The 23,974-nt window shown below is 66.7% G+C and carries 23 protein-coding genes; 7 read left to right on the forward strand and 16 right to left on the reverse strand.

The window, feature by feature from the left end:
- Positions 1-31: 31 nt before the first annotated feature.
- A complete protein-coding gene (gene glgC, locus Q322_RS0108510) occupies positions 32-1,273 on the reverse strand; it encodes a glucose-1-phosphate adenylyltransferase (RefSeq protein ID WP_029477472.1) in 1,242 nt (413 codons plus the stop codon).
- A gap of 153 nt (positions 1,274-1,426) precedes the next feature.
- The gene (miaA, locus tag Q322_RS0108515) at positions 1,427-2,359 is read right to left on the reverse strand and encodes a tRNA (adenosine(37)-N6)-dimethylallyltransferase MiaA (protein ID WP_029477474.1); all 933 of its coding nucleotides are present in this window, start codon (positions 2,357-2,359) and stop codon (positions 1,427-1,429) included.
- 55 nt (positions 2,360-2,414) lie between these two features.
- On the opposite strand from miaA, the gene Q322_RS0108520 reads away from it, so the two are divergent.
- The 4 genes from Q322_RS0108520 (at position 2,415) to Q322_RS0108535 (ending at position 5,210) form a co-directional block, all read left to right on the forward strand.
- Positions 2,415-2,852, forward strand: a complete 438-nt coding sequence (locus Q322_RS0108520) for an Hsp20/alpha crystallin family protein (RefSeq protein ID WP_051668368.1) — start codon at positions 2,415-2,417, stop codon at positions 2,850-2,852.
- A gap of 85 nt (positions 2,853-2,937) precedes the next feature.
- Positions 2,938-3,435 carry a PsbP-related protein gene (locus Q322_RS0108525; protein ID WP_029477477.1) on the forward strand — a complete coding sequence of 166 codons (498 nt, stop codon included), beginning with the start codon at positions 2,938-2,940 and terminating at the stop codon, positions 3,433-3,435.
- A gap of 41 nt (positions 3,436-3,476) precedes the next feature.
- Positions 3,477-4,712, forward strand: coding sequence for a carboxynorspermidine decarboxylase (nspC, locus tag Q322_RS0108530; RefSeq protein WP_029477478.1), 1,236 nt, complete (start codon positions 3,477-3,479; stop codon positions 4,710-4,712).
- 12 nt (positions 4,713-4,724) lie between these two features.
- On the forward strand, positions 4,725-5,210 hold the full coding sequence (locus tag Q322_RS0108535; protein WP_029477479.1) for a nucleoside deaminase: 486 nt from the start codon (positions 4,725-4,727) through the stop codon (positions 5,208-5,210).
- Positions 5,211-5,456: 246 nt separating this feature from the next.
- Here Q322_RS0108535 and Q322_RS0108540 read toward each other — a convergent pair whose 3' ends face one another.
- Together Q322_RS0108540 and Q322_RS0108545 are read right to left on the reverse strand one after the other, a co-directional pair.
- Entirely contained in the window at positions 5,457-6,653 is a 1,197-nt protein-coding gene (locus Q322_RS0108540; RefSeq protein WP_029477480.1) for a DUF4384 domain-containing protein, read from the reverse strand.
- A gap of 199 nt (positions 6,654-6,852) precedes the next feature.
- Complete coding sequence (locus Q322_RS0108545) at positions 6,853-7,629, reverse strand: DUF554 domain-containing protein (RefSeq protein ID WP_029477482.1); 777 nt, start codon at positions 7,627-7,629, stop codon at positions 6,853-6,855.
- 488 nt (positions 7,630-8,117) lie between these two features.
- Here Q322_RS0108545 and Q322_RS0108550 point away from each other — a divergent pair, with 488 nt between their 5' ends.
- Both Q322_RS0108550 and Q322_RS0108555 read left to right on the forward strand, forming a co-directional pair.
- Complete coding sequence (locus Q322_RS0108550) at positions 8,118-8,321, forward strand: helix-turn-helix domain-containing protein (protein WP_029477483.1); 204 nt, start codon at positions 8,118-8,120, stop codon at positions 8,319-8,321.
- A 40-nt stretch (positions 8,322-8,361) separates the two neighbouring features.
- Positions 8,362-9,087, forward strand: coding sequence for a hypothetical protein (locus tag Q322_RS0108555; RefSeq protein ID WP_051668366.1), 726 nt, complete (start codon positions 8,362-8,364; stop codon positions 9,085-9,087).
- Here the strand turns inward: Q322_RS0108555 and Q322_RS0108560 are convergent.
- The 4 genes from Q322_RS0108560 to Q322_RS0108575 are packed head-to-tail and all read right to left on the reverse strand — an operon-like array spanning position 9,026 to position 12,718.
- The gene (locus tag Q322_RS0108560) at positions 9,026-9,964 is read right to left on the reverse strand and encodes a phosphotransferase enzyme family protein (protein WP_029477485.1); all 939 of its coding nucleotides are present in this window, start codon (positions 9,962-9,964) and stop codon (positions 9,026-9,028) included. The genes Q322_RS0108555 and Q322_RS0108560 overlap by 62 nt on opposite strands.
- Entirely contained in the window at positions 9,961-11,214 is a 1,254-nt protein-coding gene (locus Q322_RS0108565) for a cytochrome P450 (protein ID WP_029477486.1), read from the reverse strand. Before Q322_RS0108565 ends, Q322_RS0108560 begins: the two co-directional genes overlap by 4 nt.
- On the reverse strand, positions 11,214-12,068 hold the full coding sequence (locus Q322_RS20780; RefSeq protein WP_245593186.1) for a DivIVA domain-containing protein: 855 nt from the start codon (positions 12,066-12,068) through the stop codon (positions 11,214-11,216). Before Q322_RS20780 ends, Q322_RS0108565 begins: the two co-directional genes overlap by 1 nt.
- Positions 12,065-12,718 (reverse strand): YggS family pyridoxal phosphate enzyme, encoded by a 654-nt coding sequence (locus Q322_RS0108575; protein WP_029477488.1) that lies wholly within the window; start codon positions 12,716-12,718, stop codon positions 12,065-12,067. Before Q322_RS0108575 ends, Q322_RS20780 begins: the two co-directional genes overlap by 4 nt.
- A 500-nt stretch (positions 12,719-13,218) precedes the next feature.
- Between Q322_RS0108575 and Q322_RS0108580 the strand changes: the two genes are divergently transcribed.
- Positions 13,219-15,837 (forward strand): BamA/OMP85 family outer membrane protein, encoded by a 2,619-nt coding sequence (locus Q322_RS0108580; protein WP_029477489.1) that lies wholly within the window; start codon positions 13,219-13,221, stop codon positions 15,835-15,837.
- Between the two features lie 88 nt (positions 15,838-15,925).
- Here the strand turns inward: Q322_RS0108580 and Q322_RS0108585 are convergent, their stop codons facing one another.
- From Q322_RS0108585 to Q322_RS21690, 8 genes are all read right to left on the reverse strand, one after another.
- Positions 15,926-17,740 (reverse strand): ABC transporter ATP-binding protein, encoded by a 1,815-nt coding sequence (locus tag Q322_RS0108585; RefSeq protein WP_029477491.1) that lies wholly within the window; start codon positions 17,738-17,740, stop codon positions 15,926-15,928.
- Between the two features lie 70 nt (positions 17,741-17,810).
- Positions 17,811-19,613 (reverse strand): ABC transporter ATP-binding protein, encoded by a 1,803-nt coding sequence (locus tag Q322_RS0108590; protein WP_245593187.1) that lies wholly within the window; start codon positions 19,611-19,613, stop codon positions 17,811-17,813.
- Between the two features lie 117 nt (positions 19,614-19,730).
- A complete protein-coding gene (locus tag Q322_RS0108595) occupies positions 19,731-20,534 on the reverse strand; it encodes a peptidylprolyl isomerase (protein ID WP_034418065.1) in 804 nt (267 codons plus the stop codon).
- 54 nt (positions 20,535-20,588) lie between these two features.
- Entirely contained in the window at positions 20,589-21,143 is a 555-nt protein-coding gene (locus tag Q322_RS0108600; RefSeq protein ID WP_029477507.1) for a DUF1684 domain-containing protein, read from the reverse strand.
- Complete coding sequence (locus tag Q322_RS0108605; protein WP_029477494.1) at positions 21,137-21,361, reverse strand: RNA-binding S4 domain-containing protein; 225 nt, start codon at positions 21,359-21,361, stop codon at positions 21,137-21,139. The genes Q322_RS0108600 and Q322_RS0108605 overlap by 7 nt, the downstream gene beginning before the upstream one ends.
- Positions 21,362-21,444: 83 nt before the next feature.
- Positions 21,445-22,182: a hypothetical protein gene (locus Q322_RS0108610; RefSeq protein ID WP_245593188.1), complete on the reverse strand. Its 738-nt coding sequence runs from the start codon at positions 22,180-22,182 to the stop codon at positions 21,445-21,447.
- Entirely contained in the window at positions 22,179-22,658 is a 480-nt protein-coding gene (locus Q322_RS0108615) for a hypothetical protein (RefSeq protein WP_245593189.1), read from the reverse strand. The genes Q322_RS0108610 and Q322_RS0108615 overlap by 4 nt, the downstream gene beginning before the upstream one ends.
- Positions 22,637-23,653: an Ig domain-containing protein gene (locus tag Q322_RS21690; protein ID WP_084147886.1), complete on the reverse strand. Its 1,017-nt coding sequence runs from the start codon at positions 23,651-23,653 to the stop codon at positions 22,637-22,639. Before Q322_RS21690 ends, Q322_RS0108615 begins: the two co-directional genes overlap by 22 nt.
- Positions 23,654-23,974: the final 321 nt, after the last annotated feature.

A 23,974-nucleotide genomic window follows, 5' to 3' on the forward strand; every position in this document is an offset into this window, starting at 1 on the left:
CTGGCCTCTCCCCTCCGCTTCGCTGTGAATCCTAGAACGTGTAGCCCTTGGGCACCACCACCACGCCGCTCTCGGTGACGGTGAAGCCGCGTGCGCGGTCCTCCTCGACGTCCAGACCGATCTTGGTGCCAGGGGGAATGACCACGTCCTTGTCCACGATGGTGCGGCGCAGGTGCGAGTGACGCCCGACCTGGACCTCATCGAACAGCACGGAGCTCTCGACCAGCGAGTACGAGTGGGTATGAACACTGCGCCCGAGCACGCTGTCGCGCACGGTGCCGCCGCTGATGATGGTCCCCCCGGCCATGATGGTGTTAAAGGCCTGACCCTTTCGGCCATCACTTTCATGCACGAATTTGGCAGGGGGCGAGAACTCGCTGCTGGTCCGCAGCGGCCACTCGGCGTTGTACAGCCCGAATTCGGGGTTGACGCTCACCAGGTCCATGTTGGCCTCAAAGTAAGCGTCCAGCGTGCCCACGTCGCGCCAGTACAGATTCGCGCCGTCCTGACCGGGAATGGGGTTCTTGTGAAAGTCGTAGGCCATCACGCTGTAACCGTCCGACAGGGCGCGCGGGATCACGTCGCCGCCAAAATCGAAGCCGTCCTCGCCGTCGGACATGCTGGTCACCAGCAGTTCTTCCAGGGCGCGGCGCGAGAAGATGTAGTTGCCCATGCTGGTCAGGCTGGTGCCGGGCTGCCCCGGAATGCTGGGCGGGTTCTTGGGCTTTTCCAAGAAGTCCGTGACCTTCCACTTCTCGTCCACATGCATGATGCCGAACTGGTGGGCCTGGTCCTGCGGCATCGGGTAGGCGGCGATGGTGATGTCGGCGCGGGTGTCGATGTGGGTCTGGATCATGTGCTCGACGTTCATCTTGTAGATGTGATCGCCCGAGAAGATCGCCACATAATCGGCCTTGTTGTTGTCCAGCAGGTGCAGGTTCTGGTACACCGCGTCCGCCGTGCCCCGGTACCACACCGGCCCCAGTTCCTCGATACGGTACATCTGCGCCGGGACCAGCGTGATGAAGTAGTCGCTGAGAAAGGTGCCAAATCTCCAGCCGCGCTGGATGTGTTCGGTCAGGCTCTGGGCCTTGTACTGGGTCAACACGTAAATGCTGAACAGCCCGGAGTTGATGAAGTTGTTGATGGCAAAGTCGATGATGCGGTACTTGCTGCCAAACGGCACGGCGGGCTTGGAGCGCTTCTGCGTCAGCGGAGCCAGCCGCGATCCCTGGCCCCCGGCCAGAATCATGCCTAGTACACGTGGTTTCATGTCTTACCCCCTGCAAAAAGAAGTGCTGAACAAACGTGGGCTGAGACGGGAAGGTGGTCCCTCCCATAATGCGTTCCCCGATGATGGGGGCTGAGCTGGAGATTGATCTCGCCCCCACTCTACCCGCGCCGGGCCGGAAACTTCAGCCCCGGTCTAATTCACCCTCGGCCTAAGGACGGCGCTCAGGTCTTCTCGCAGCCGCGCGTCCGCCTGTGGCTGGGTCAGTATCTGCGCCCCCAACTGGCTGCGCGTGGCGGTCAGTTGCCGCTTGGCGTACTGCCGCGAGGCCAGCACGACGCGGCCCGCTGCCTCGGTCTCCTCCAGCGCTCCGGTGTGGACCGCCCACGCCTCGCGGTAGCCCAGGGCCTGCCAGGCGGTGGGGCGGGGCAGCGTGGCGGGGTCCAGGTGGGCAGCCAGCCACGCCGCTTCCTGCGCCCAGCCAGCAGCGAACATAGCCTGCACACGCGCAGCCATGCGTACCTCCAGTTCCGGGCCGGGCCGGGAAAAGGCAGTCACGGCGTACTGAAAACGCGGCGGACGGTTCCCGAAAGAACCGGGATACTGCCCGGTGCGGCGGTGAACTTCGGTGGCGCGCACGACGCGGCGCGGGTTGCGTTCCATGCGTGCCGCCTCTGCCAGGTCGGTGGCAGCGATGTCGGCCAGCAGGGCGTCTAGGCCACGCTGAGCCAGCTCGGCCTCCACATCGGCGCGCACCAGTGGATCGGCGGGGGGAGTCAATGGCAGGCCGCGCAGCAGGGCCACCAGGTAAAACGTCGTGCCGCCCACCACCAGCGGCATGCGCCCGCGCTCCAGCACATCCGCAATGGCAGTTTCGGCGTCCTGCACGTAGCGGGCCACGTCGTAATTCGCGGTTACGTCGGCCACATTGATCAGATGGTGGGGAACGGCAGCGCGTTCGGCGGGCGTGGGCTTGGCGGTTCCGATGTCCAGGCCCCGGTACACCGTGAAGGCGTCTGCCGAGATGAGTTCCAGGTCAAATTCCTGCGCCAGCCGCAGCGCCAGCGCCGATTTTCCGGCGGCAGTGGGCGCGGTCAGCAGGGGGATGCGGAGCGAGGGCGGGGTCATCCCTCCCACTTTAGGCGGTGGTGTCCCATCTGGCGCGGGTGGTAGCGTGGTGGGCATGAATGAGCCGGTGCTGGCCCGACTTCAACACCTGATGACGCTGCGCGAGGAGGTGGAAACCCTCTCTGGCGGCCCGTGGACCCCCACCGCCGACTGGGCCGACGGGGACGCTCACCTGACGCTGTACCTGGACGTGCCGGGCATCAACCCGGACCGGCTGGAAATGCACGAGGAGGGCGGTCTGCTGACCGTGGCCGGGGAACGCGCCGCGCCGCAAGACCTGCTGAGCGCCGAGCGCCCTGCCGGAGTCTTTCGCCGCGTGCTGGCCTTCCCGCGCGAGGTGCTGCCGCAGTCTGGCGAGGCCCACCTGGCGGGCGGCGTGCTGACCGTGCGGTTCCAGAAGAAACATCCCACCATCGACGTCCAGGCCGACGACATTCACCCCGCTGACGGCCACGCTGCCGACGGGCGCGGGGACACGGGCCACTCCGGCTGAGCGGGCCTCGGGACACCTGCCTGGGAACACCTCAAAAATCTTCATGCAAGCCTTTCCAGTCCGGGGCGCTCATCTACACTGGGCCATGACGAAACTGCTTGCCCTGAGCCTGGCTGGACTGACCGTACTGGGTTCGGCCCTGGCCGCTGGCTACAGGAACGCCGAGAACGGCTTCTCGGTCACGCCGCCGTCCGGCTGGACCCAGATGAGCGTTCCCGGCGTGACCGTGGCCTTCGCCGACAAACCGCAGGGCAATTTCACGCCCAACCTGAATGTGGCTGTGCAACCGCTTCCGCCGGGGATGACCCTGGCGCAGTACCACGCCCTGAGTCTAGATCAGGTTGGGAAACTGATCACCGACAGCAAGGTCATCAGCACGCGCGCCACCACCCTGGGTGGAGCGGCGGCCAACGAAACCATCTTTACCGGGCGGCAGGGCGAGTACAAGCTGTATTTCATCTCCACCTACACGGTCAAGGGCGGCAAGGCTTATCTGATCACCGCAACGACCAGGCAGGGGCTTCAGGCCAAGATGACGCCCGTGAACGCGGCCTTCATCAAGAGTTTCAAGATTCTGCGTTAAGGAGGGCGGTTTGCCCGGCCCCCGCCCGCTAGACTCCGAGCATGACCGTTTCCGACTTTCACAGCGCCGATTTTCAGCTTCCCGATGTGACGCCCGAAGGCAGTATCGACTGGGCCACTATCCCCAGCCCGGCCTTCGTGCTGGACGAGTCGCGGCTGCGGCGCAATCTGGCGCTGATCTCGCACGTTCAGCGTGAAAGCGGGGCGCGAATTATCGTGGCCTTCAAGGGCTTTTCGATGTGGAGCACCTTCCCGATGCTGCGCGAGTACGACATCGGTGGAGCCACCGCCAGCAGTCTGAACGAGGCCATTCTGGCCCGCGAGGAGATGCAGGGCGAGGTCCACGTCTATGCCCCGGCCTACAGCGATGAGGAGATGCCCCGGATTCTGGAGCTGGCAGACCATCTGGTCTTCAACTCGTTCTCGCAGTGGGCACGCTTTAAGCCGCAGGTAGAGGCCGCCCGCGCCGGGGGCCGCGACATTCAGGTGGGCATCCGCATCAACCCGGAATACGCCGAAGTCGAGACCGATCTGTACAACCCCGCCGGGCCGTTCTCGCGCCTGGGCGTGACCCGCCGCGAGTTCCGCGCAGACCTGCTCGGCGGCGTGGACGGCCTGCACTTCCATACCCTCTGCGAGAAGGACAGCGATACGCTGGAGCGCACGCTGGAAGTCGTGGAGCGCAACTTCGGTGAATTCCTGCCGCGCATGAAATGGGTCAACTTCGGCGGCGGCCACCTGATGACCCGCCAGGGCTACGACACCCTCCGCCTGATCCGGGTGGTCCGCGCCTTCCGCCAGAAGTGGGACGTGGACGTGATCCTGGAACCCGGCAGCGCCTTTGGGTGGCAGACGGGCTGGCTGGTCAGTCGCGTGCTGGACGTGGTGCACAACGTCAAGGACGCCGCGCTGCTGGACGTGTCGGTCAGCGCCCACATGCCCGACGTGCTGGAGATGCCGTACCGCCCCCGCATTCTGGGCGCGGGCGATCCCCCCGAACACGAGCACCGTGAGGTGAGCGATTACGGCGGTGGATACCCGTACCTGATCGGCGGCACCACCTGTCTGGCCGGGGACGTGGTGGGCGAGTACGTGTTCGACAGGCCGCTGCATATCGGGGACCGCGTGGTGTTCGACGACATGATCCACTACACGATGGTCAAGACCACCTTCTTCAACGGCGTCAAGCACCCCGACATTGGCATCCTGCATCTGGACGGCAGTTACGAGCGGGTCAAGACGTTTGGCTACGAGGAATTCAAGGCGAAGCTGAGCTAAGAGGAGGCCGCCATGAATGACCAGGACAGACAGCACCTGACGCGCTGCGCCGAGCTGGCCGGGGCAGCGCTGCGCTCGGGCAACGATCCCTTCGGTTCGCTGCTGATGTCGGGCGCAGGCGAGGTACTGTTCGAGGACCACAACCGCACTGCTGACGGCGACGCCACGCAGCACCCGGAAATCGCCATTGCCCGCTGGGCCGCCGCGCACCTCTCACCGGAACAGCGGGCGCGGGCCACCGTGTACACCTCCGGCGAACACTGCCTGATGTGCGCCGCTGCCCACGGCTGGGTGGGCCTGGGCCGTATCGTGTACGCCAGTTCCTCCAGACAACTGACTGAGTGGATGGGCGAGTTCGGCGCACAGCCTGGGCGGGTCAACCCGCTGCCCATTCAGGACGTGCTGCGCGAGTGGTCTGTCGAGGGACTGGAACCGGCGCTGAGCGCACGCCTCCGTGAGCTGCATCGGCAGAATTTTCGCAGGCAGGCCGAAAGCTGATCCAACGTCACCTCAAACAGCCACAAACCCCCGCACTCGCTACGGAGTCGGGGTTTGTGGCTTCCTGCATGAATATCTGTGTCGGGGAAGTCTGGAGGGTGCGCCGGGGCAACTCGTGTGCCCGCAAAAGCGCGCGGATTGGGACCCGGCCCCTGAAACGAGGCTGGGAAGAAGAGTGCCGGGCATGGGGTCACGAACTGGGTGTCCAGTCACGCCCGGCGCAGGGGGGTCAGGTGGGGGCCTTGCTCACTTGCGGTAGATCTTGATGGCTCCGTTCACGGTACGGATGCTGCCGCCCTCGAAGTCGGCGGCCCAGGCCCCGCTGAGCGTGTACTGATCGCGGGTGGGAAAGCCCAGGAAGCTGCCGCTGCCGCCCAGGCCCTGGTAGGACTTGAGCACTGGGCCGGTCAGCCAGAAGGTGCCGTATTTCTGCGAATCGTAGAGTGCGCCGTTTTGAAAGAAGCCGTACAGGCCAGTGGTGCCGTAAAGGTTCTGTGGAATGACCTTTTCGTCTCCGGCGGCCCAGCCCAGTCGGCTGGGGGGGCGGTTTGCGCCGTTCTCGGCCTGAGCCAGCGACAGGTAGCGCGCCAGCAGGCGGCCATGCACCGAGTACGAACGGCTGCTGCCGTTGGCATGCAGCAGCGCCGCGTCGCCGTACGCGCCGACGCCGTTAAACTTCTGCCACCAGCCGTCGCCCCAGGGCACGGCGTAGGTGGTGGCCTGGCCCAGCGATTCGTCGCCCTTCAGGCGGGCGTAGGCGTCCACCATCGCGCCGTCAAAGAAGCCGTCCTGGCGCTGGCCGGGCTGAATCCTGGTGACGGGCGTGGGTGTGGGCTGCGGCGTCTGCGCCACGTTGCCCACCCGGAAAAAGGCGGTGTCGGTGACCCAGGCGTTGGCCGGCAGCGGATTAACCACGATGCTCAGCGCCTGCGCCAGTCCATCCTGACCCTTCACGCTGACGGTGGCGAATTGCTGCTGACCCTCGAAGGTGGCGATGTCCTTTAAGCTCAGCTCGGTGGTGCTCGCCACGGCCAGCAGCTTGTCCTGGCCATTGGGACCACCGACGCTCAGGTTATATTTTGCGCCGCCCTGTGGAAAGACCCGCGTGCCCGCCTGGACATAGTTGCTATCCTCGTACCTGTTGGGGAAGAACAGGTCGATGTTGCCGTCCGCATTCACGTTGAACAGGTAGATGTAGGCGTCGGCATTGGTCTTGACGCCCACGCTGATGCGCTCGCCGATCTGGTAGGTGGGGTTGCCCGTGCCGCTGGCGTCGCGGTTGGTCCAGACCTGCACATTCAGGTCCGGCTGCGAAGGGTTGACGATGATGCTCTGGGCGCTGATCCGCGCGTCGCTGGCCGCTGCCAGTGAAGAGGCGGCCAGGCCCAGCAGGGCAGTGAGGACCGAGATGCGCTTGAAGCTGGACGGTTTGAAGCTGGTCATGGTGTACCCCTCTATGAGTGCTGAGACGAAGTTCGGTGGTGATCGGCTTGAATGCGCGTAAGGTACGGGCTGAACCTGATGAGGCACTGATAGGCTGCGATTATTAAAGCCAGTCAGAAACGGTAAAGGGATTGGAGGCAGGCCGGAACCCCTCCACTCCGCTCAGGGCGACGCAGCCTTTTGCTCTCCCTTTCCCGCGCTACCGGACGAACAGGCCCGCCGCCCACAGCAGCAGCGGGGCCAGCAGCAGCGCCGGGAGCATGCTGGCCACCCGTACGCGCCTATCCTCCATGCCCAGGCCAGCCAGCATCAGGTTCCAGCCGATGCCGATGATGGTCAGCCCACCCGCCCCGGTCAGCATCAGCACGTAGGGATTGGTCTTGAGCGTCTCGGGGTCCGCGCCGCCCAGCAGCGTGGCGGCAAAGCCCCCGGCGGCCAGGCTGATGCCGCCCTGCACGATCAGCACCGTCACGGCGCTGAAGCCCACGCCGATGCCGTAGGCCCCGGCCAGCGCCAGCGAGGCGATGCCGTCCAGCGTACTTTTCAGGATGTAGCTGGAAGCGTCGCCCGTCAAACCGTTTTGCAGCCCGCCCACAAAGGTCAGCGGCCCCACGCAGAACAGCAGGCTGGCGGCCACGAAGCCCTCGGTAAAGCGGCCCTCGCCCCTGAAGCGCTTTTTGAGGGTCTCGCCCAGGCGGTTCAGCCCTTCCTCGATGCCCAGCGCTTCGCCGATCACCACACCCACCGCCAGGCTGACCAGCGCCACGATCACGCCAGGAATGCTGCCTGCCGCCACCCGGTTCAGACTACTCGCCATATCCAGCCCGATGAATAGCGTGACCAGGCTCAGGGTTTGCAGCAGCGAGCGCTGTGTCCGCGCGGGCAGCCGTCCGCCCACCGTCAGGCCCAGCAGGGTTCCCAGCAGCACCGTGCCGACATTGACCAGGGTGCCCGACAGTTGCGCAAAGAGGCTCATTGAGAAGGAGGCTAGCAGGTGACAAGGGCGGTCAGGAGGCCGTGCCTGGCGGAAGGTACGGGGGGCCGGGGTGCAACAGGCCGGAGCCGTCTGGGAGCGGCTTGAGATTCGAATGGCCAGACCGGTGAACGGTGAGCGCCGCTGTTCAGTGGTGAGACTGCTGAATATTTGGACTGCCCTCCCCCCTCCCCAAGGTTCAAGGCTTGGTCAGGTCGGGCCTGATTTTGCCCTGACCTGGCCTGTGGTACTCTCCGCGCAAGTTGAAACGCATGCCTATCCGTTCCGATACCGCGCCCCCACCGGGCGACGGACCGGGCGGCGGCGCTGTTTTAACCTGCTCTGTTTTAACCTGCTCTGTTTTAACCTGCTCTGTTTTAACCTGCTCTGTTTTAACCCACACTGCCGTCGCTGGACGCCTGAACACTGAAATCAAATCCTGTCTGGGGCTGGCCGTATGGCAGCCCCGCGCTCTTTTTGGGAGGTCCACCATGACCCTTTCAGACCAGTTCCACAGCCTGCCCATGCTCCTGAAGGTCCGCCAGGTCGCCGATTTTACCGGCACCCACGAACGCACCGTGCGCCGCTGGATCAGGGATGGCCGCTTGGGCGCAGTCGAGCATCCCAGCGGCCTGCGCGTGCCGCGCCGCGCCCTGTGGCGTTTTCTGGGCCTGGACCTGGCGCTGAGCGCATAAGCAAGCAAACAGGCCGAGGCCGGGTTATGCTGCGTCCGCAATGGCCGACGCGCATTCCGAGCTGAGAGCGGCGCTGGAACGCGGCGAACCCGCCAGTGCCTTCGAAGAGCGGTCCCCACAGCACCAAACCGAGGCGGCGAGGCTGGCCCTGCAACTGGGTCGCCCCCGCCTCGCCGCGCTGTGGGCCGGGGCGGACCCGCTGACGCACGCGGCAGCCCTGCTGCGATTGGGAGAGTCAGGCCACGCGCTGCGGGTCTTGGAGCCGCTGCCCGATACCACCCGCCCCGCCACCCTGCGCGCCCGCGCCCTGTGGCAACTGACGGACGCACGCGCCGAGGCCGCAACACACGAGGCCCTGGCCCTGGCCCGTCAGGAGGGCGACGTGGGGGCCGTGATCGCCGCCGCTGTCCTGCGCGGCGAACAACTGTTCCTCCGGCCATATGCCGCTCTGCGCGCGCTGGCCGAAGGGTTGAAGGTGGCCGAGGGCAGCGGGCAGCCCAGCGACGCACATCTGCTGGCGGTGCTGGCCCACGCGCAATTGCGGCTGGGCGGGGCCAAGGGAACGCGCACGGCGCAGAAAGCCCTGGACCGCAGCCTGCCGCGCAGCCCGGCCCGCGTGCTGGCGCTGTTCGCCCTGCAAAGGGCAGCCGAAGCGCAGGCCGAGGCGACAGACGGAGAGCTGGCGGCGGTGTGGTGGCGGGATTTCAGTGCAGGTCCGCCTCACGCCATGCCCGAGCGAACGGCACGTAGGGCGGCGGACGAATAAAGACCTTTGGGCCAGGATTATTGTCGGTGTACACGCTCTCGAAGACCCAGACGTTGCTTTCCTGCAAGTGCGCGTACAGGTGAACGCCGTCCAGCAGTTCCGCCGCACCCAGCGGAAGGATTTGACGGTAGCCCGCCAGAAACGCCCGCGAGAGGTCCGGGCGCAGGCGCAGGCTGTAATCCAGAAACCGCACCACCTCCCAGGCACGCGGGGCCAGGCGGGTCTGCTCCCAGTCGATGATGGAGGCCGGCTGACCGTCCACGAAGAACACGTTGCCCCCGTGGAAATCACCGTGCAGGAAACGAAAAGGAGCGGCAGAGACAAAGGGGGCCTGGGGCGAGGTTCGCAAGAGGGCCAGCCGCTGCCGGGTTCTCTCCAGCGCCCAACCATCCGTCTCGTCAGGTCGGGGCAGGTTCACGATGGCCTGCTCGACGCGTTCCAGACGCTCCCGCGTTCTACCCGAGCTGCCAACGCGCGGAGCCTCAAAATTCACCTTCTGCGGCAATCGGGTATGCAAATCAGCCAGAAAGCCGCCCATATGCCGCACGTCCGCTTCGGTCAACGCTTCGCGGGCGATGACTGCGCCGGGCGCTCTCTCGAACAGCGCTGCCCAGGCCGATCCAAGCTGACCGATGCCGCCAGTTCCACAAGCCCGCAGAGGCACGGGCCGGGGTGTCGAGACGCTGCCCGCCAGCGCAACCGCAATCGCGGCGTGTTCGCGTTCAATCGTCTGGCGCTGAGCGTCGCGGTAGACGCGCAGATGAAAGCTTCCCGCCCCGGCCTTTACCCGGAACGCGCCGTTGATGCTGCCCCCGCCCAGTGGGGTAATGGACCAGACCCTGCCCACGTCCCACTGCCGGGCCACCTCTTCCTTCAACCCGCCACCACGTCCAGCCGCGCCAGCCCGCGAATCACGAAACCGCCGGTGTACTGGCCCGGCTCGTCGGGGTTGACCAGCCGCAGCCCCGGCAGCGCGCGGCACAGCGCCCGCAAGCTGAGGGCCAGTTCCAGCCGGGCCAGCGGCGCACCCAGGCAGTAATGAATGCCCAGCCCGAAGGTCAGGTGCGGGTTGGGACCGCGATTCAGGTTCAGGGCGTCCGGCTCTGCGAACTTGAGCGGATCGCGGTTGCCACTGGCGTACAGCAGCGAAACGCGGTCTCCCGGCTTCAGGGCTGCGCCGTGCAGTTCCAGCGGTTCCAGCACGATGCGTTCGAACAGCGGCAGCGGGGTGTCGTAGCGCAGCAGTTCCTCGGTAGCGCGGCGGAAGACGGGGAGGCTGTCTTCACGCGGGGCCGCCTCCACCAGCGCGTCCCAGTGCTCCCGCTCTCGCAGCAGCGCCAGCACGCCTGCCGCCAGACCATTGACGCTGGCCTCGTGCCCGGCGTTGAGCAGCAGGATGCAGGTGTCGATCAGCTCCTGCTCGCTCAGGCGGTCCCCAGCATCCTCGGCCTGCACAAGGGCGGTGATCAGGTCATCCTGTGGTTCGAGGCGGCGCTGCTGGCTCAATTCCCTCAGCAGAGCGCTGAAGTCCAGCACAGCGCGTTCGGCGGCGGCCTGTGCCTGCGGCCCGGTACTCGGCTCGTACAGCCGGACGATGGCGGCGGACCACGGGCGCAGCAGGGCGCGGTCCCCCTCCGGCACGCCCAGCAGCTCGGAGATCACGGTGACGGGCAGCGGTTCGGCATAGTCGGCCACCAGATCGAACGCGCCAGAAGTCCCCAGCCCGCACAATTGCCCGGCCAGAATCGACTCGATGCGAGTTTGTAAGCCCTCCACCCGGCGCGGCGTGAAGGCCAGTCCCACCAGCGAGCGCAGACGGGTGTGCTTGGGCGGCTCGGAGTCCAGCAGGTGGTTGCCGTTGAAGGCGTCGAAGTGCACCTGTGCGGGGTCCGGCGGCGGCCAGCCCAGCTCGTCGCGCGAGTACCGGTGCAGGGCGCTGCGCCCGAAGCGTTTGTCCCGCAGCGCCGCACTGATGTCGGCGTAACGGGTCAGGACCACGCGGTTCATGTCTGGATCGAAGAAGACCGGCTGTGTCCCGCGCAATTCGGTCAGCAGCGGGTACGGGTTCCGAACGAAATCCGGGTCCTCTACGGGCAGCCGAACGTGCGGAAGATTCTCGCCGGACATCACAGAAACTGGTGGTTTTCCAGCAGGTCCGTGTCCTTCTCGGCGTCCTGTTCGGGGGCCGGGTCCGCACCGGGCAGCTCCCGGTTCTGCGCCCTGTCCTGCGCCCGGCCCTGGCCCTTGAGGTGCTGGCCCGGCAAACTGGAAACGGGCAGGGCCATGTCCTCGGGCAGCACATGGCGGGCCGACAGATCGGAAAAGGAGGTCATCAGGGCGCGGTAGCCGCTCAGGAACTGGGTGTATTCCTGCCGTGCCCCGGCCAGCCGCGAGGTGTATTCGGTGTGGCGTTCGTTAAAATCGCGCTCCAGGGCGTTAATGCGCTCGGTCTGCACACGCTCGCGCTCCAGCAGCAACTGGTGGTGATCGCGCTCCAGATCGGCAAAGCGGGCATGGAAGGTGGCCTCCAGCGCGGTCATGCGTGCCCCGTGCTGGGCCTCAAATTCCACGTTGCGGGCCTGGGCCTCGCGCATCAGGCTCTCGCCCTGAGCGCTGGCGTGGGCCACGATCAGCTCGCTTTCCCTGGTGGCGTTCTGGCGCATGTCGTGGCCCATTTGCTCGGCGGCCACCACGGCGCGGCGAATCTGGTCCTGGGAGGCTTTCAACTCCTCCAGCTCGCGCTCCAGGCGGGTGCGGGTCTCGCGCCCGCGCAGTTGTTCGCCCAGCAGCGCCTCCAGTTCGTCCGACACCTGTGCCAGAAAAGCGCGCACGCTGTCGCGGTTGTAGCCGCCCAGCCTTCCGGGAAATTCCTGGTGGCGGATGTCCAGCGGGGTCAGCCTGTTGGAATCCCGGCGGGCGGTGGTGCCGGGCGTTAGGTCAGAGGGCAAATCTCGGCTCAGGTCAGGCATTGAATCTGTCATTGAAAAAGGCTCCTTCCCACCCGCACCAGGGTGGCTCCTGCGCGCACGGCCTGCGGATAATCGCCGCTCATGCCCATGCTCAGTTCAGGCAGGCCCAGATCGTGGGCGCGCTGAGCGGTCTCGGTGAATAGGCGCAGGATACGGGTTTCGGCCTCCGGGGGCGTCAGGTCCGCGCCGGAGTCCGGGGCCATGACCATCAGGCCGCGCACGGTCAGCCCCGTCTCGCGCACACCTCTGAGCGTGTCGGCCAGCTCGTCGGCCAGGACCCCGTGCTTCTGTTCCTCGCCGTTGTGAAGCTGCAAGAGCAGGTCCGGCGCGTGGCCCCACCTGGCCGCCGCCTCCGCGATGGCCTCGGCCTGCCACACGGCCTCGATGGCATGGACCAGCGTGACCGGGCGCAGGTACTTGATCTTGTTGCGCTGGAGCGGGCCGATGTAGTGCCATTCCCAGTCGGGACGCTCGGCAGCCTTGTCGCGCAGTTCCTGGGCGCGGCCCTCGCCCAGCGGATAGCTGCCGTGGGCCAGCACCTGCCGCTCAATGCTCTCCAGGTCCTGACCCTTGGTCACGGCCACCAGCCTGGCACTGCCCGGCTCCCGTCCGGCCTCGGCCTCCAGCGCGCGCAGGTGGGCGACGACTTCGGGCAGGCTCATGGAGTGAACCTGGAAGGGAGAGGAGTGACTTTGCGGGTTTTCGGGGTGGGTGCCACGGTTTGACCCCTCCCCCCATTCGGGGAACCTCCCCATAGAAGGGAGGCAAGGAGACTCCTGCGCTGTCCGGTCCCCAGCGCTTCTTGGCTCCCTTTAAGGGGAGCTGGCTGCGCAGCGGACGGAGGGGTCTGCGTGGGAGCGTGCCCAGACCCGTGCCCAGACCCTCTCGCGCCCAGAACAGCGCCGCAAACCATCTGAGTAGAGGACATCCCCGCTATTCTCCCCCACCCCGCCGGGCGGCTCAAGTCCTCCCCCCCCAAACCGCGCCGCCAGGGGGCCGTTTTCAGCGTGGCGCACCCGATCTTCACCCTTCTCAGGGGGCTAGCGGCAAGTGTGGACGCAGTGATCGCTCCATCCGGCCCCCAGCCCTGCCATGCCCGCGCCCGCCTGCGGGCATTTGTGCGGCCAGGGCGAGTTCAGAGATGTGCGAAACTAGGAGAAGAATGCGACACCCCCTAACGCTCGCCGTGACCATCGTTCTGGCCGCACCCGCCGTGGCCCAGGCCCAGACCGCAGGCACCGTTCAAGACATCACCGTGGCCGGAACCAGCGAACTGCTGGCCAATTTCCTGCGCGCCACCCTCAGCGTTCAGCCGGGCGCGCCGCTGTCCAGCGTCAACCTGCGTACCGTCGAGCAGGAAGTGGTGGCCACCGGCTACTTCAAGAGTGCCGTGGCCGAACTGCGGACCGTGGCGGGCAAGGACACCCTGAACGTCACCGTGGTCCCCAACCCCACGATCGCGGCGGTGGACGCCAGCGGCCTGACCTTTCTGGACCCGGCAGCCTTCACCAAGTCGATTGGTGAGCTGCTGAACATCGCCCCCGGCGCAACGCTCAACACCGAGCGCATCGACCAGGCCAAGACAGCCCTGGCCCAGAACTACCAGACCGAGGGCTATCCCTTTGCGCCCAGCATCAGCGCCCAGGTCAAGGCGGGCGCGGACGGCAACGTGACCATCACGTTTATCGTGGATGAAACGGCCCCGGTCAAGCGGGTGGAGGTCAGCGGCGTGACCCTGCTACCCGCCGCCACCGTGACCAGCATCTTCAAGCCGCTGTACGACGCCAAGAAGTTCACGCCGGATCTGTACTACGGCGCGGTGCAGCAGCTCCAGAAAGCCTTCGACGACGCCGGATACCTGCAAGCCGGGGTGGACGTGCGGAACAGCGCCCTGGTGGACGGCGTGCTGAAGGTGAATGTGATCGAGGGCAAGGTGGCGGCGGTGGACCTGAGCAACCTGGACGGTCCCAAGGTGGCCCTCCAGACGGCCCCCGGACAGCCCGTGACGCTGGCCAACCTTCAGGCCGACGTGCGGACCCTGGCCAACCAGACCGGCAAGCCGGTGGGCTTCGCGCTGCAACCCAATCCCGAGAATCCCGGCGAGGTCACTGTGCTCTTCGGGGCGTCGGACGTGGCCTCCGGGCCAGTGGGGACCATTGCGATTACCGGCAACACCCTGGTGCCCAGCGCCACGCTGCTGGCGGTCATCAAGACCAAAACGGGCGACATCTACAGCCCGCAACTGGCGCAGGACGACTTCCTGGCGCTGCGCGACGCCTACCGCAAGCAGGGTTTCGAGATCAGCACCCGCGACGCGGTGACCTTTAAGGACGGCGCGCTGGCCTTTAACATCCGCGAGGTCAAGCTGGTGGGCTACGAGCTGGCGTGGCAGGGCACGCACCGCACCAAGGACCGCGTGATCCTGCGCGAGTTGCCCGATCCCGGCACGGCCTTTAACCGCGAGACCCTCAGCGCCGCGCTGGGCCGCATCAGCCGCCTGGGCTTCGTGAGCGTGACCACCGAGTCGGTGCGCAGCGATCCGCAGAACCCTGAAAACGTGACCTACGTGCTGGGCATCGCGGAAAAGGCCAAGGGCATTCCCGTCAGCCTGGGCCTGACCTACGACAGCTTCGCGGGCGGCTTCAGCGGCGACGCGGCCTACACCAATCCCAATACCTTTGGGCTGGGCCACGCCTTTACGGTGGCCATCGGCGCGCAGCAAAACGACGCCGGGCAGAACTTCAACGGCAACGTCAGCTACACCATCCCCTGGCTGGACCTGAAGTTCCTGGATTTCCAGAAGAACCGCACCAGCCTGTCCTTTGGCGTGGGCAGCAACGTCAACGGCAACAACGCGGTCTTTACCCGTCCCGGCGAGACGCCCGGGACCACCGGCTTTCCGGCCAACACCGACACCGGCTACGACTACACCGTCCGCAGCACGGGGTTCAGCGTCAACACCGGGCGCAACCTGACCAAAAACCTGTACGCCAACGTGGGGGTGGGGGTCAGCTACAAGACCTACTTCCTGGAAGCCCTGAAAGACAGTGACAAGACCACCGCCGAGATTCCTGGCCAGGACGGTCAACCGGCCCAGAGCTACACCTTTGATGCCAAAAAGGCCGAGAGCCTGCTGCCCGAGGCGGGCGTGACCACCCGTGTCAGCGGCGGCCTGAATTACGACAGCACCACCAATCCCGAATTCCCCGACAGGGGGTTCCGCGCCAATCTGAACGCCGGGTACAACGCCGGGCGGCAGGGCGAGACCCCGCTGCGCTGGAGCGACGTGGAGGGCGGCGGCAGCACCTATTACGGTTTCGGACGCACGCTGGACAAGGATCTGGGCCTCCAGAACAAGCAGCAGGTCTTTGCCGTGCGCGCCAACGCAGGGACCATCCTGGGCAAGGAGGGCGCGCCCGGCGGCACCGGCTTCTCGGTGGGCGGGGGCAGCACGCCCGAGGCGGCGCGGCAGATTCGCGGCCTGCCCGACAGCTCGCTGTTCGGCGTCAACTACTTCACCACCAGCGCCGAGTACCGTTTCGACTTTGGCCTCAAGGCGGGTATCGCACAGGGGCTGTACGGCGTGGCCTTCGCGGACGCCGGCAGCGCCTGGGGCACCAAGGAAAACCCAGATTTCAAGCTGCAATACGGCGTGGGCGCGGGCGTTCAGCTCAACCTGGGCATCGGCGGGGCGCTGCTGCCCAGCCTGCGCTTCGACTACGGCTACAGCCCCCAGAACCAGCGTGGGCAGTTCTACTTCCGCATCGGCAACTTCTTCTGAGCGGCAGGCTGTAGAGCCTCAACGACAAAGGGCGCGCATTCCTGGAAAGGATGCGCGCCCTTCTCTATTGAACGTCTCTATTGAACGTTCAGCTCTGCTCGTCTTCCGCCCACAGCGCCCGCATCTCCGCGCTGCGGCCCAGCAACTGCTCAAGCGTTCCCCCGTCCACGATGCGCCCGTCCTGCATCAGCACAATCCGGTCGGCGCGGCTCAGAGCGGCGCGGCGGTGGCTGACCACCAGACACGTCGCGTCGGTCTCGGCGAACAGGCCGTCCCACAGTTGCGCCTCGGTGCGGGCGTCCAGGGCGCTGGACACGTCGTCGAAAACCAGCAAGTCGGCGTCTCTTGCCAGCATGCGCGCCACCGCCGTGCGCTGCATCTGCCCGCCGGACAGCTTGACGCCGCGCGCACCCACGGGCGTGTCCAGGCCCTGCGGCAACTGCGCCAGATCGGGTTCCAGCACCGCCAGGCGCACCGCGCGGCCCAGACGGTCCTCGCCGCTGCCGCTCAGCACGTTCTCGCGCAGGCTGTCGCTGAACAGGCTGGGAATCTGGGAAGTGTAGGCGGTGCGCGGCGGCACCAGGAACGAGGCGGGGTCTTCCACCGGCTGTCCGTTCCACTGCACCGTCCCGGCCTGCGCCGGAATCAGGCCCAGCAGCGCCCGCAACAGCGTGCTCTTGCCGCTGCCGATGCGCCCGGTGACCACCACGAATTCGCCCTGCCGGACGGTGAAGCTGGCGTTGCGCACGCCCAGGCCGCTCTCAAAGGTGGCGGTCAGGCCGCTGACCCGCAGTTCCTCCAGCGGCAGCTCCGGCGGCGCGGCAGGGGGAACGGGCGGCTCGGCGTGGAGGTAGGTGGGGTGATGGGCCACGATATCGGTGTCGGGCGCGTCTTGCAGCAACCTCGTCATGCGGTCATAGCTGACCCCGGTGCGACGGTGGCGGGCAATCGCGTCGCCAAAAAATCCCATGCTCCCGGTCAGGCGCGGCAGCAGGCCGATGAACAGCACGAAGTCGGCCACCTCCAGCGCGCCGCCGCGAATCTTGTTTGCGCCCAGCAGCAGCACCAGGCCCACGGCGATATTGACCATGTTGGAGTTGACGCCCCGGATCAATTCGGTCAGCAGGACGTCGCGCAGGGCGGCGTGGCGGCGGGTCTCGCCCAGCTTTTTCAGGTGGGCCACCATGCCGTCCTCGCGGGCCGCCAGCTTCACGGCGCTGACGGCCCCAAAGGTCTCACCCACGAAATCGGTGACGCGGGCGGTGGCCTCGCGCATGCGGCGGCGGTAGGCGCGGATGGTGGGCGAGAGTTTCTGGACAAAGGCCACCATCAGCAGCAGTGGCGCGCAGACCAGCAGCGTGATCATGGGGTCCACGCGGGCCATCAGGGTGATCGCCACCAGCGAGAACACCAGAATGCCCAGGCTGTCGATCCAGACCTCGATGTACCCGGCCACGTCCTCCACGTCGTCGCGGAAACGGCTGACCGCCTCGGCGGGGGTGTCGGGCAGGCGGCGCGAACCGCGCGCGGTCAGCAGGTAGCCCAGCAGATTGCGCCGCAGCAGGGCGTCGAGGGTGTACCAGATCTCGATAAAAGCTCGGAACGCACCGTAAAAAATCCCGAAGCGGCCAGCCCGCACCAGCGCGAACCAGCCGACGAAGATCCAGGCCCCCGCGATGGCGGGCGCGACACTCTGTCCGCCCTTCCGCAACACCTCGGCGGCGTCCAGTTGCCCGAAGACCCGGCTGACGGCCAGGGTGATCAGCGCGGGCGCGGTGTGGAACAGGCCCCACATCAGCAGGTTGAAGACGAACAGGCCGGGCCGGTACACGAACAGCCGCTTGGTTAAGGCGAAGGTGCGGTCCGGGGTGGTGCTGGGTTTGGAGGTAGGGACGGCGGTCATGCGGAGGCTCCGGTCAGGGGTGAGTCGTCAGGGATGGATGCAAAAAGAAGGGACTGAACAGCAAACCTACTCACGCCAGCACCCCCTCGCCCTCCTGCTCCAGCGTTCCGGCGCGCAGCAGTTCGGCGTAGTGGCTGCGGGGATCGCGGGCCAGCGCGGCGCGGGGGCCGTCCTCCAGCACCTGGCCGCCCCCCAGAACCAGAATGCGGTCCGCGCGGGCCACGGTGTCCAGGCGGTGGGCGATGATGATGGCGGTGCGCCCGGAGAGCAGACGGGTCATGGCGGCGTTCAGCAGCGCCTCGGTGGCCGGGTCCAGGCGGCTGCTCGGCTCGTCCAGGATGATCACGGCAGGATCGCGCAGCATCACGCGGGCAAAGGCCAGCAGTTGCGCCTCCCCTGCCGACAGGCTGCCGGTGGGCAGCGGGGTATGCACGCCGTCCCCCAGGCGTGAGAGCCACGTTCCCAGCCCGACTTCGTTCAGCGCCGCCTCCACCTCCTCATCGCTAATCTGCGGATCAAAGAATGAGAGGTTGTCGCGCACGCTGGCCTGAAACAGTTGCACGTCCTGCGTGACCACCGCCACGCGCCGCCGCAGCCCGTGCAGGTCCGCGTCCTGCACGTTGGTGCCGCCCAGGCGCACGCTGCCGGACGTGGCGTCGTACAGCCGGGAGATCAGGCGGGTCAGGGTGGTCTTGCCACTGCCGGTACGCCCCAGCAGGCCCAGAGTCTGTCCGGCGGGCAGGTGGAAGGAGACGCCGTACAGCACGCCGCGCAGTTCCGGCTCATCGGGGGAATAGCTAAAGGAGACGTCCTGGAAATCAAGGGACAACGCTCCGTCCTCGGGCAGCTCCAGATTGCCGCCGTGAATCGCGCTCCGCAGGGCCAGAATCTCGCCCACGCGGAAGAGGCTGGCCCCGGCCTTCTGTAACTCCTGGAGTTGCTGCGTGAGCTGGTCAATCGGTTCTTCCACCAGACTCATGTAGTTGTAAAGCAAAAAGGCTGTTCCCAGCGTGATCGTTCCCGCCGCATACAGGCCCACCGCCGTTGCCAGCACGCCCACGTAGCCGATGGCGAACAGCGCCATGCTCAGTTGCCACACCACGCTGCGCCGCCGCCACGAATAGACGCTGTTGGTAAAAAAGGCTCGCTGCGTCCGCAGAAAGCCGTTCAGGTGGTGGCCGCCCGCGCCCAGGCTGCGGATGTCTTCCAGGCCCGCCAGGCGTTCCTCCACGAACCCGAACAGCTTGGCGCTGGATTCGCGCTCCACGCGGGTGGGTTCCACGCCCAGCTTGCGGACGCGGTTCATGGCGAGCAGGGTGCCGAGGGTGAACAGCGTGACGCCCGCGCCCACGCGCCAGTCCTCGCGGAAGAACATGAACAGCGCGCCGATCAGCAGCAGCGCCGCGCCGAAGACCCGCACCGCGAACTGCGAGAAGAAGTTGCTCAGGGCCGTCACGTCGCCGTCGATGCGCTCGATCATCTCGCCGGGCGTGCGTTCCTTGTGCTCGCGCATATCCAGCGACAGCAGATGCGCCATCAGGTCCACCCGCAGGCGGTTGGTGGCGGTCCAGCCCACCCGCGCGCCCACGTAGGTGGCCCCCGCCGTCATCAGTTGCACGCCGATGGCCAGCAGGATGTAAAACCCGGCCAGCCGCGCCAGCAGCCCCACATCGGCCCCCGCGCCCAGCTTGGCACTGTCCACAAAGGTCCTGAGCAGTTGCGGCAGCAGCAGATTCAGGCCGGTGCTGGTCAGCAGCAGCGTCGCCAGCCCCGCCACCTGCCACTTCAGCGGCCCCAGGTACACGCGCAGCACACCCAGCATGGAACTTCGCTGGGACGGGTCAGAGACTTGAGGGGAAGCGTCGGCGGTCATTCCCACAGGCTAGAGCGGCGCGGGCTGAATTGCATACGCAATGTGGCGCATTCGGGACGCACAGGAGGGCGGATTTTACAGGGCGGCAGCCGCCCAGCCACCGCAACCCCACAACCCTCAGCTCTTGTTCTTCGTCAGAATTCGCACCGACAGAATCTCGTCAGCCATCGCATCGGGAATGTCGGCGTTGTCCTGGCCCATCGTGCGGGTCAGCTTGGGCAGCACGTCGTCGCCCGTGACCACCTTGCCGAAGATGGTGTGCTTGCCGTTCAGGAAGTCGGTGGGGGCGAAGGTGATGAAGAACTGGCTGCCGTTGGTGGCCGGGCCGCTGTTCGCCATTGCCAGGATGCCCCCGGAGTCAAAGGCCAGCTTGATGCGGAATTCGTCGGCAAAGCTGTAGCCGGGGCCGCCGGTTCCCCACTGGGCTTTCTTGTCCTGATCTACGCTCAACGGATCGCCCGTCTGGGCCATGAAGCCGTCGATCACGCGGTGAAAGCGGATGCCGTCGAAATAGTGGTCGCGGGCCAGCGTCACGAAGTTGTTGACGGTGACCGGCGTTTCCTGCTCGTACAGGTCCGCCAGAATCTGGCCCCGGCTGGTGTCGATCAGGGCGTAATAGTCCTGACCGCCTTGCAGGGCCATTGCGGGTTCCTTGCTAAATTCGCGCACCGGCTCCTTGGTCAGCGCAGGGACCAGGGTGTACCCGGCGGGAACCTCACCCGGCGTGGTGACGGCGGGGGTGGCAGGTGCCGTTTCTGCGGGCTTCTCGGTGGCAGGATTCTCGGCGGCTGCGGCGGTGGTCTCGTCCGGCTTGGCGGCGGCGGTGTCGTCCGCCTTCTTTTGGCAGGCGGTCAGCGCCAGCAGGGCGCTCAGGATCAGGGCGGCGTTCCTCGCAGTCTTCAATGTGGCGGCGTTCGTCATAGCGGCCCAGTCTAGAGCAGCCGGGCCTGGGCGGGCGTCCCCCTCGGTGGAGCCTCAGCCTTCAGGCAACCTCTCCCCGGCCTGGACCGCCACAGGCAGCACGTTTTCACGCGGGGGCAGCGGGCAGGTCCAGCCGTCGTCATACGCGCAGTACGGATGGTAGGCCAGGTTGAAATCCACCGACACCAGTGCCCCGCCGTCCTCGCTGCGGGCCAAAGGCGCGTCCAGATAGCGGCCCGCGCCGTACGTCTCCTGACCACTGGTGGCGTCGCGGAAGGGGATAAAGACGCGCTGGGGCTGTCCGTCGCCCAGCGGCACGAAGACACTCAGCGTCCGCTCCTGCTCAGACGGGTCGCCGCCGGGCAAAGGCAGCGTGACCGTGCCGTATAGGGCCATCGTGCGCGGCTGGCCGGTGTTGGTGTCCAGGACGAGTTCAGCCTGTTGCTCAGTGGGCGTCAGCGGCGCGCTCAAGGCCCACTGCTGATCCGGCGGGTAATAGCGCAGACCGTGGAATGTTGCCGGGTCCACCGGGCCGCGCCCCGCCGCAAAATGCTCGTCCTTGCGGCGGCGAAAGTCCATCACCGCTTCCTGGTAGGGAGAGGTCACCAGTCCACCGTCAACTGCTGCCCGGCGTACTGCACGATGTCGCCGCGCCGCAGCTTCTTGCGCCGCCGCGTCTCGATCTCGCCGTTCAGACGGACCTCGCCGCCCTGGACGCGAAATTTTGCCTCGCCCCCGGTTTCCACCACACCGCTCATTTTCAGGAAGTCCTGAAGATCGATGGTCTCCTGCTGCTCCGTCTGCCCCACGTCTCGCCTGCCTGTCATGCGGGCAGCGTAGCAGGCACGGCGGCTGGAGAACACAGAAAAAAGCCCTCTTCACAGGGAAGAGGGTCGGGGGCAAATCGCGTCTAAGGCTGCTTTGGCGCAGGATCGGCGGGCGGGGCCGGAGAGGGCGGGACCGGACTGGGCGGGACTGGACTGGGCGTCGTGCCGGGCGCAGCGTCCTTCGGGGCGGTGTCGGCTGGAGGCGTCGTGCCGGGGGCCGCCGGATCAGTCGGCTTTTTCGGCGTCTCGGCTGCCTTCTTCTCCTCCGGTTTCGCTTGCGGCTCGGGCGTGGGCTTATACTGGCCACTGAAGATGCGCAGGTCCGCGTCGTCCACCTTGCGGTCCTGATTCAGGTCGCCCACCGAACTCGATTTGCCGTAATTTTCCATTAGGATCGCCAGATCTTTCAGATCGATCCTGCCGTCACCGTTGAGGTCCGCGCCGCTCAGGCGGGTACGGGCGGCTTCAGCGGTCCAGTCCTTGAAACCCAGTTCGCGCGCCAGTTCCTGCTGCACGGCCTGAAGCAGCGGCAACGGCCCCGCCGGATTGAACTCGATGCGCCGCGTCCCGGCCACCGTGACCACGCGGGCCGCCACATCGGGGTTGAACGGCGCGGCGCTGCTGCCCGCGCCGCCCAGGGTCAGAATGGTGCCGCTGCCAGTGTCCAGCGTAACGGGCAGTTCCTTGGTGCTGATGGCCCCCAGGGCCGCCTGCACCGCGCGGGTCAGGGTGTCGCCCTGCGGTTGCAGCTTGACGCCGGCGGCATCGGCCAGACCCAGGGCAGCGCTGAGGAGCAGTGCCGCGAAGGTCAGGCGCTTCATTTGGCCTCCAGCGCGGCGCGGATGGCGTCCCGCAGCTTGGCGGGATCGGTGATGGGTGCCTTTGCGTCCCCAGCCGTCACCTTGCCGCCGGTGACCGGGTACAGGCCCTGGTTAAAGCCCACCAGCGGACTGTCCTGCTTGCGGATGTACAGCAGCGCAAAGACCTCCTGCCCGCTTTGCAGGTTCGGCAGATCGGCCAGCCCCTGAAGGAAGAACAGCGCGGGCTTGCCATCATTCTGGGGCAGACGGGCAGCGTCCCCACTGATGGTCTCGGCCACGGTGAGCGGGTAGGCCAGGTACGTGACCTCGCCCTCCTTGACACTCACGGCGGGGCCGAGCGTGCCGCGCACGATCACTTCCGCCTTCCCCACCTGCTGCGCCAGCGTCAGCGGCGGCGCAGTGGTGGCCCCGGCGGTGGCCGCCAGCAGGGCCGCCAGCCACGCTCCCCGGCGCATCACAGCGGCGCTCCGGTCCACAGGTGCGCTCCGGGCGGAGCGTCGACAGGAGGTTTGGGCGGCTCCACGGGATTCTGAACGGGCGGCGTTCCGGGCGTTTCCGCAGGCGGCGTCTGGATGGGCGTCTGGACCGGATTCGTCTGCGTGGGCGTTGTGGCAGGGGGCGTCTGAACAGGCGTCGTTTGCGTCGGCGGGGGCACAGTGTCGCCAGGCTTGGCCGGATTCGTCTCAGACTGATCTGCCCCGGCCCCGTCCACCGTCGGCGTTTCTGTCAGGACAGTTCCCAGCAGGGTCTTGCCTGCCAGCAGTTTGCCCGTGCCGTCACGGGCCTCGAAGCCCAGTTTGGTGATGGTCAGGGTGGCGGGCTTGCTGGGCTTGACGCTGATCAGGGCAATCCGCACGCCGTTCCGTGGAACGGTCTTGAAGCCCAGATCCACCGTCAGCACCTGCCCCTGCTGCTGCCAGAACAGCACGCCGCTCTGCTCGGACGCCTGCACGCGGGTCACGCTCACGCCTGCGGGCAGTTCCCAGTTCAGCCGGGCGGCCCGCACGTTCCGGGGCGCGGTGATGGTCAGCGGAATACGGGTCTCGCCGCGAATCTCGCCCGTGGGCAGGGTAGGGGCCAGCGACAGCGGCGGCAGGGTGTTCACGTTCAGCGTGTATTCCTTGCTGCGCGTGCTCAGGGTGGAATCGGTGACTTCCAGCGTGAACTTGTAGCTGCCGGTCTTGGTGGGCGTGCCGCTCAGGCGCTGGCCGCCCAGCTTGATGCCGGGCGGCAGTTCACCGCTCGCCACCTTCAGGCTGTACGGCCCCGCGCCGCCCGAGACGCTCAGATCGGCGCTGTAGTCCTCGCCCAAGTACATCACGGGCAGGCCAGCGGCGCTATCGGCGAAATACAGGATGTCCCTGCCGCTGCCGCTGCCATCGGGCGTGTTGGTGACGGGCTGCCCGCATCCGGCCAGGGCCAGGACGGCACTCAGGGCCAGCGCCGGGAACGTCTGACGAACATGCTTCATGCCCCCAGTTTACCCGCCGCGCCGTGTCAGTCCCGTGAGTTTGCGGTGATTTGAGTGGCGGCGGGGTGTGGTTCTGCGGGCTGCAAATGATTTCATGTCCCAGCGGCACGTCCACCCGCATATGGGCCACCTGCATATGGGCGTGGACAAGACAGACGAGACCTGATCGGTGGCCTCTCCCTCAGGGGGAGAAGAACCTTGTGAGAGCGGCGGGGTGGGGAGGGGAGCCGCCGGGCAGGCCCCGGACTCCAGCGGGGTGCACCAATCCAGCCCGACAAACCACCCTCAGCCACGGTCTCTCCCGGCCCATGCTCTAAACTC

The organism is Deinococcus frigens DSM 12807 (genome assembly GCF_000701425.1).
Taxonomy (GTDB): Bacteria; Deinococcota; Deinococci; order Deinococcales; family Deinococcaceae; genus Deinococcus; species Deinococcus frigens.

What these genes read in the sequence shown, in the direction of transcription:
- Q322_RS0108585 (WP_029477491.1), bottom strand. Translation starts at nt 17,740, where the DNA reads ATGACCGCCGTCCCTACCTCCAAACCCAGCACCACCCCGGACCGCACC.
- Q322_RS20780 (WP_245593186.1), bottom strand. Translation starts at nt 12,068, where the DNA reads ATGACAGATTCAATGCCTGACCTGAGCCGAGATTTGCCCTCTGACCTA.
- Q322_RS21690 (WP_084147886.1), bottom strand. Translation starts at nt 23,653, where the DNA reads ATGAAGCATGTTCGTCAGACGTTCCCGGCGCTGGCCCTGAGTGCCGTC.
- Q322_RS0108565 (WP_029477486.1), bottom strand. Translation starts at nt 11,214, where the DNA reads ATGTCCGGCGAGAATCTTCCGCACGTTCGGCTGCCCGTAGAGGACCCG.
- Q322_RS0108535 (WP_029477479.1), top strand. Translation starts at nt 4,725, where the DNA reads ATGAATGACCAGGACAGACAGCACCTGACGCGCTGCGCCGAGCTGGCC.
- Q322_RS0108595 (WP_034418065.1), bottom strand. Translation starts at nt 20,534, where the DNA reads ATGACGAACGCCGCCACATTGAAGACTGCGAGGAACGCCGCCCTGATC.
- Q322_RS0108550 (WP_029477483.1), top strand. Translation starts at nt 8,118, where the DNA reads ATGACCCTTTCAGACCAGTTCCACAGCCTGCCCATGCTCCTGAAGGTC.
- Q322_RS0108575 (WP_029477488.1), bottom strand. Translation starts at nt 12,718, where the DNA reads ATGAGCCTGCCCGAAGTCGTCGCCCACCTGCGCGCGCTGGAGGCCGAG.
- Q322_RS0108605 (WP_029477494.1), bottom strand. Translation starts at nt 21,361, where the DNA reads ATGACAGGCAGGCGAGACGTGGGGCAGACGGAGCAGCAGGAGACCATC.
- Q322_RS0108555 (WP_051668366.1), top strand. Translation starts at nt 8,362, where the DNA reads ATGGCCGACGCGCATTCCGAGCTGAGAGCGGCGCTGGAACGCGGCGAA.
- nspC (WP_029477478.1), top strand. Translation starts at nt 3,477, where the DNA reads ATGACCGTTTCCGACTTTCACAGCGCCGATTTTCAGCTTCCCGATGTG.
- Q322_RS0108525 (WP_029477477.1), top strand. Translation starts at nt 2,938, where the DNA reads ATGACGAAACTGCTTGCCCTGAGCCTGGCTGGACTGACCGTACTGGGT.
- glgC (WP_029477472.1), bottom strand. Translation starts at nt 1,273, where the DNA reads ATGAAACCACGTGTACTAGGCATGATTCTGGCCGGGGGCCAGGGATCG.
- Q322_RS0108520 (WP_051668368.1), top strand. Translation starts at nt 2,415, where the DNA reads ATGAATGAGCCGGTGCTGGCCCGACTTCAACACCTGATGACGCTGCGC.
- Q322_RS0108580 (WP_029477489.1), top strand. Translation starts at nt 13,219, where the DNA reads ATGCGACACCCCCTAACGCTCGCCGTGACCATCGTTCTGGCCGCACCC.
- Q322_RS0108590 (WP_245593187.1), bottom strand. Translation starts at nt 19,613, where the DNA reads ATGACCGCCGACGCTTCCCCTCAAGTCTCTGACCCGTCCCAGCGAAGT.
- Q322_RS0108540 (WP_029477480.1), bottom strand. Translation starts at nt 6,653, where the DNA reads ATGACCAGCTTCAAACCGTCCAGCTTCAAGCGCATCTCGGTCCTCACT.
- Q322_RS0108545 (WP_029477482.1), bottom strand. Translation starts at nt 7,629, where the DNA reads ATGAGCCTCTTTGCGCAACTGTCGGGCACCCTGGTCAATGTCGGCACG.
- miaA (WP_029477474.1), bottom strand. Translation starts at nt 2,359, where the DNA reads ATGACCCCGCCCTCGCTCCGCATCCCCCTGCTGACCGCGCCCACTGCC.
- Q322_RS0108610 (WP_245593188.1), bottom strand. Translation starts at nt 22,182, where the DNA reads ATGAAGCGCCTGACCTTCGCGGCACTGCTCCTCAGCGCTGCCCTGGGT.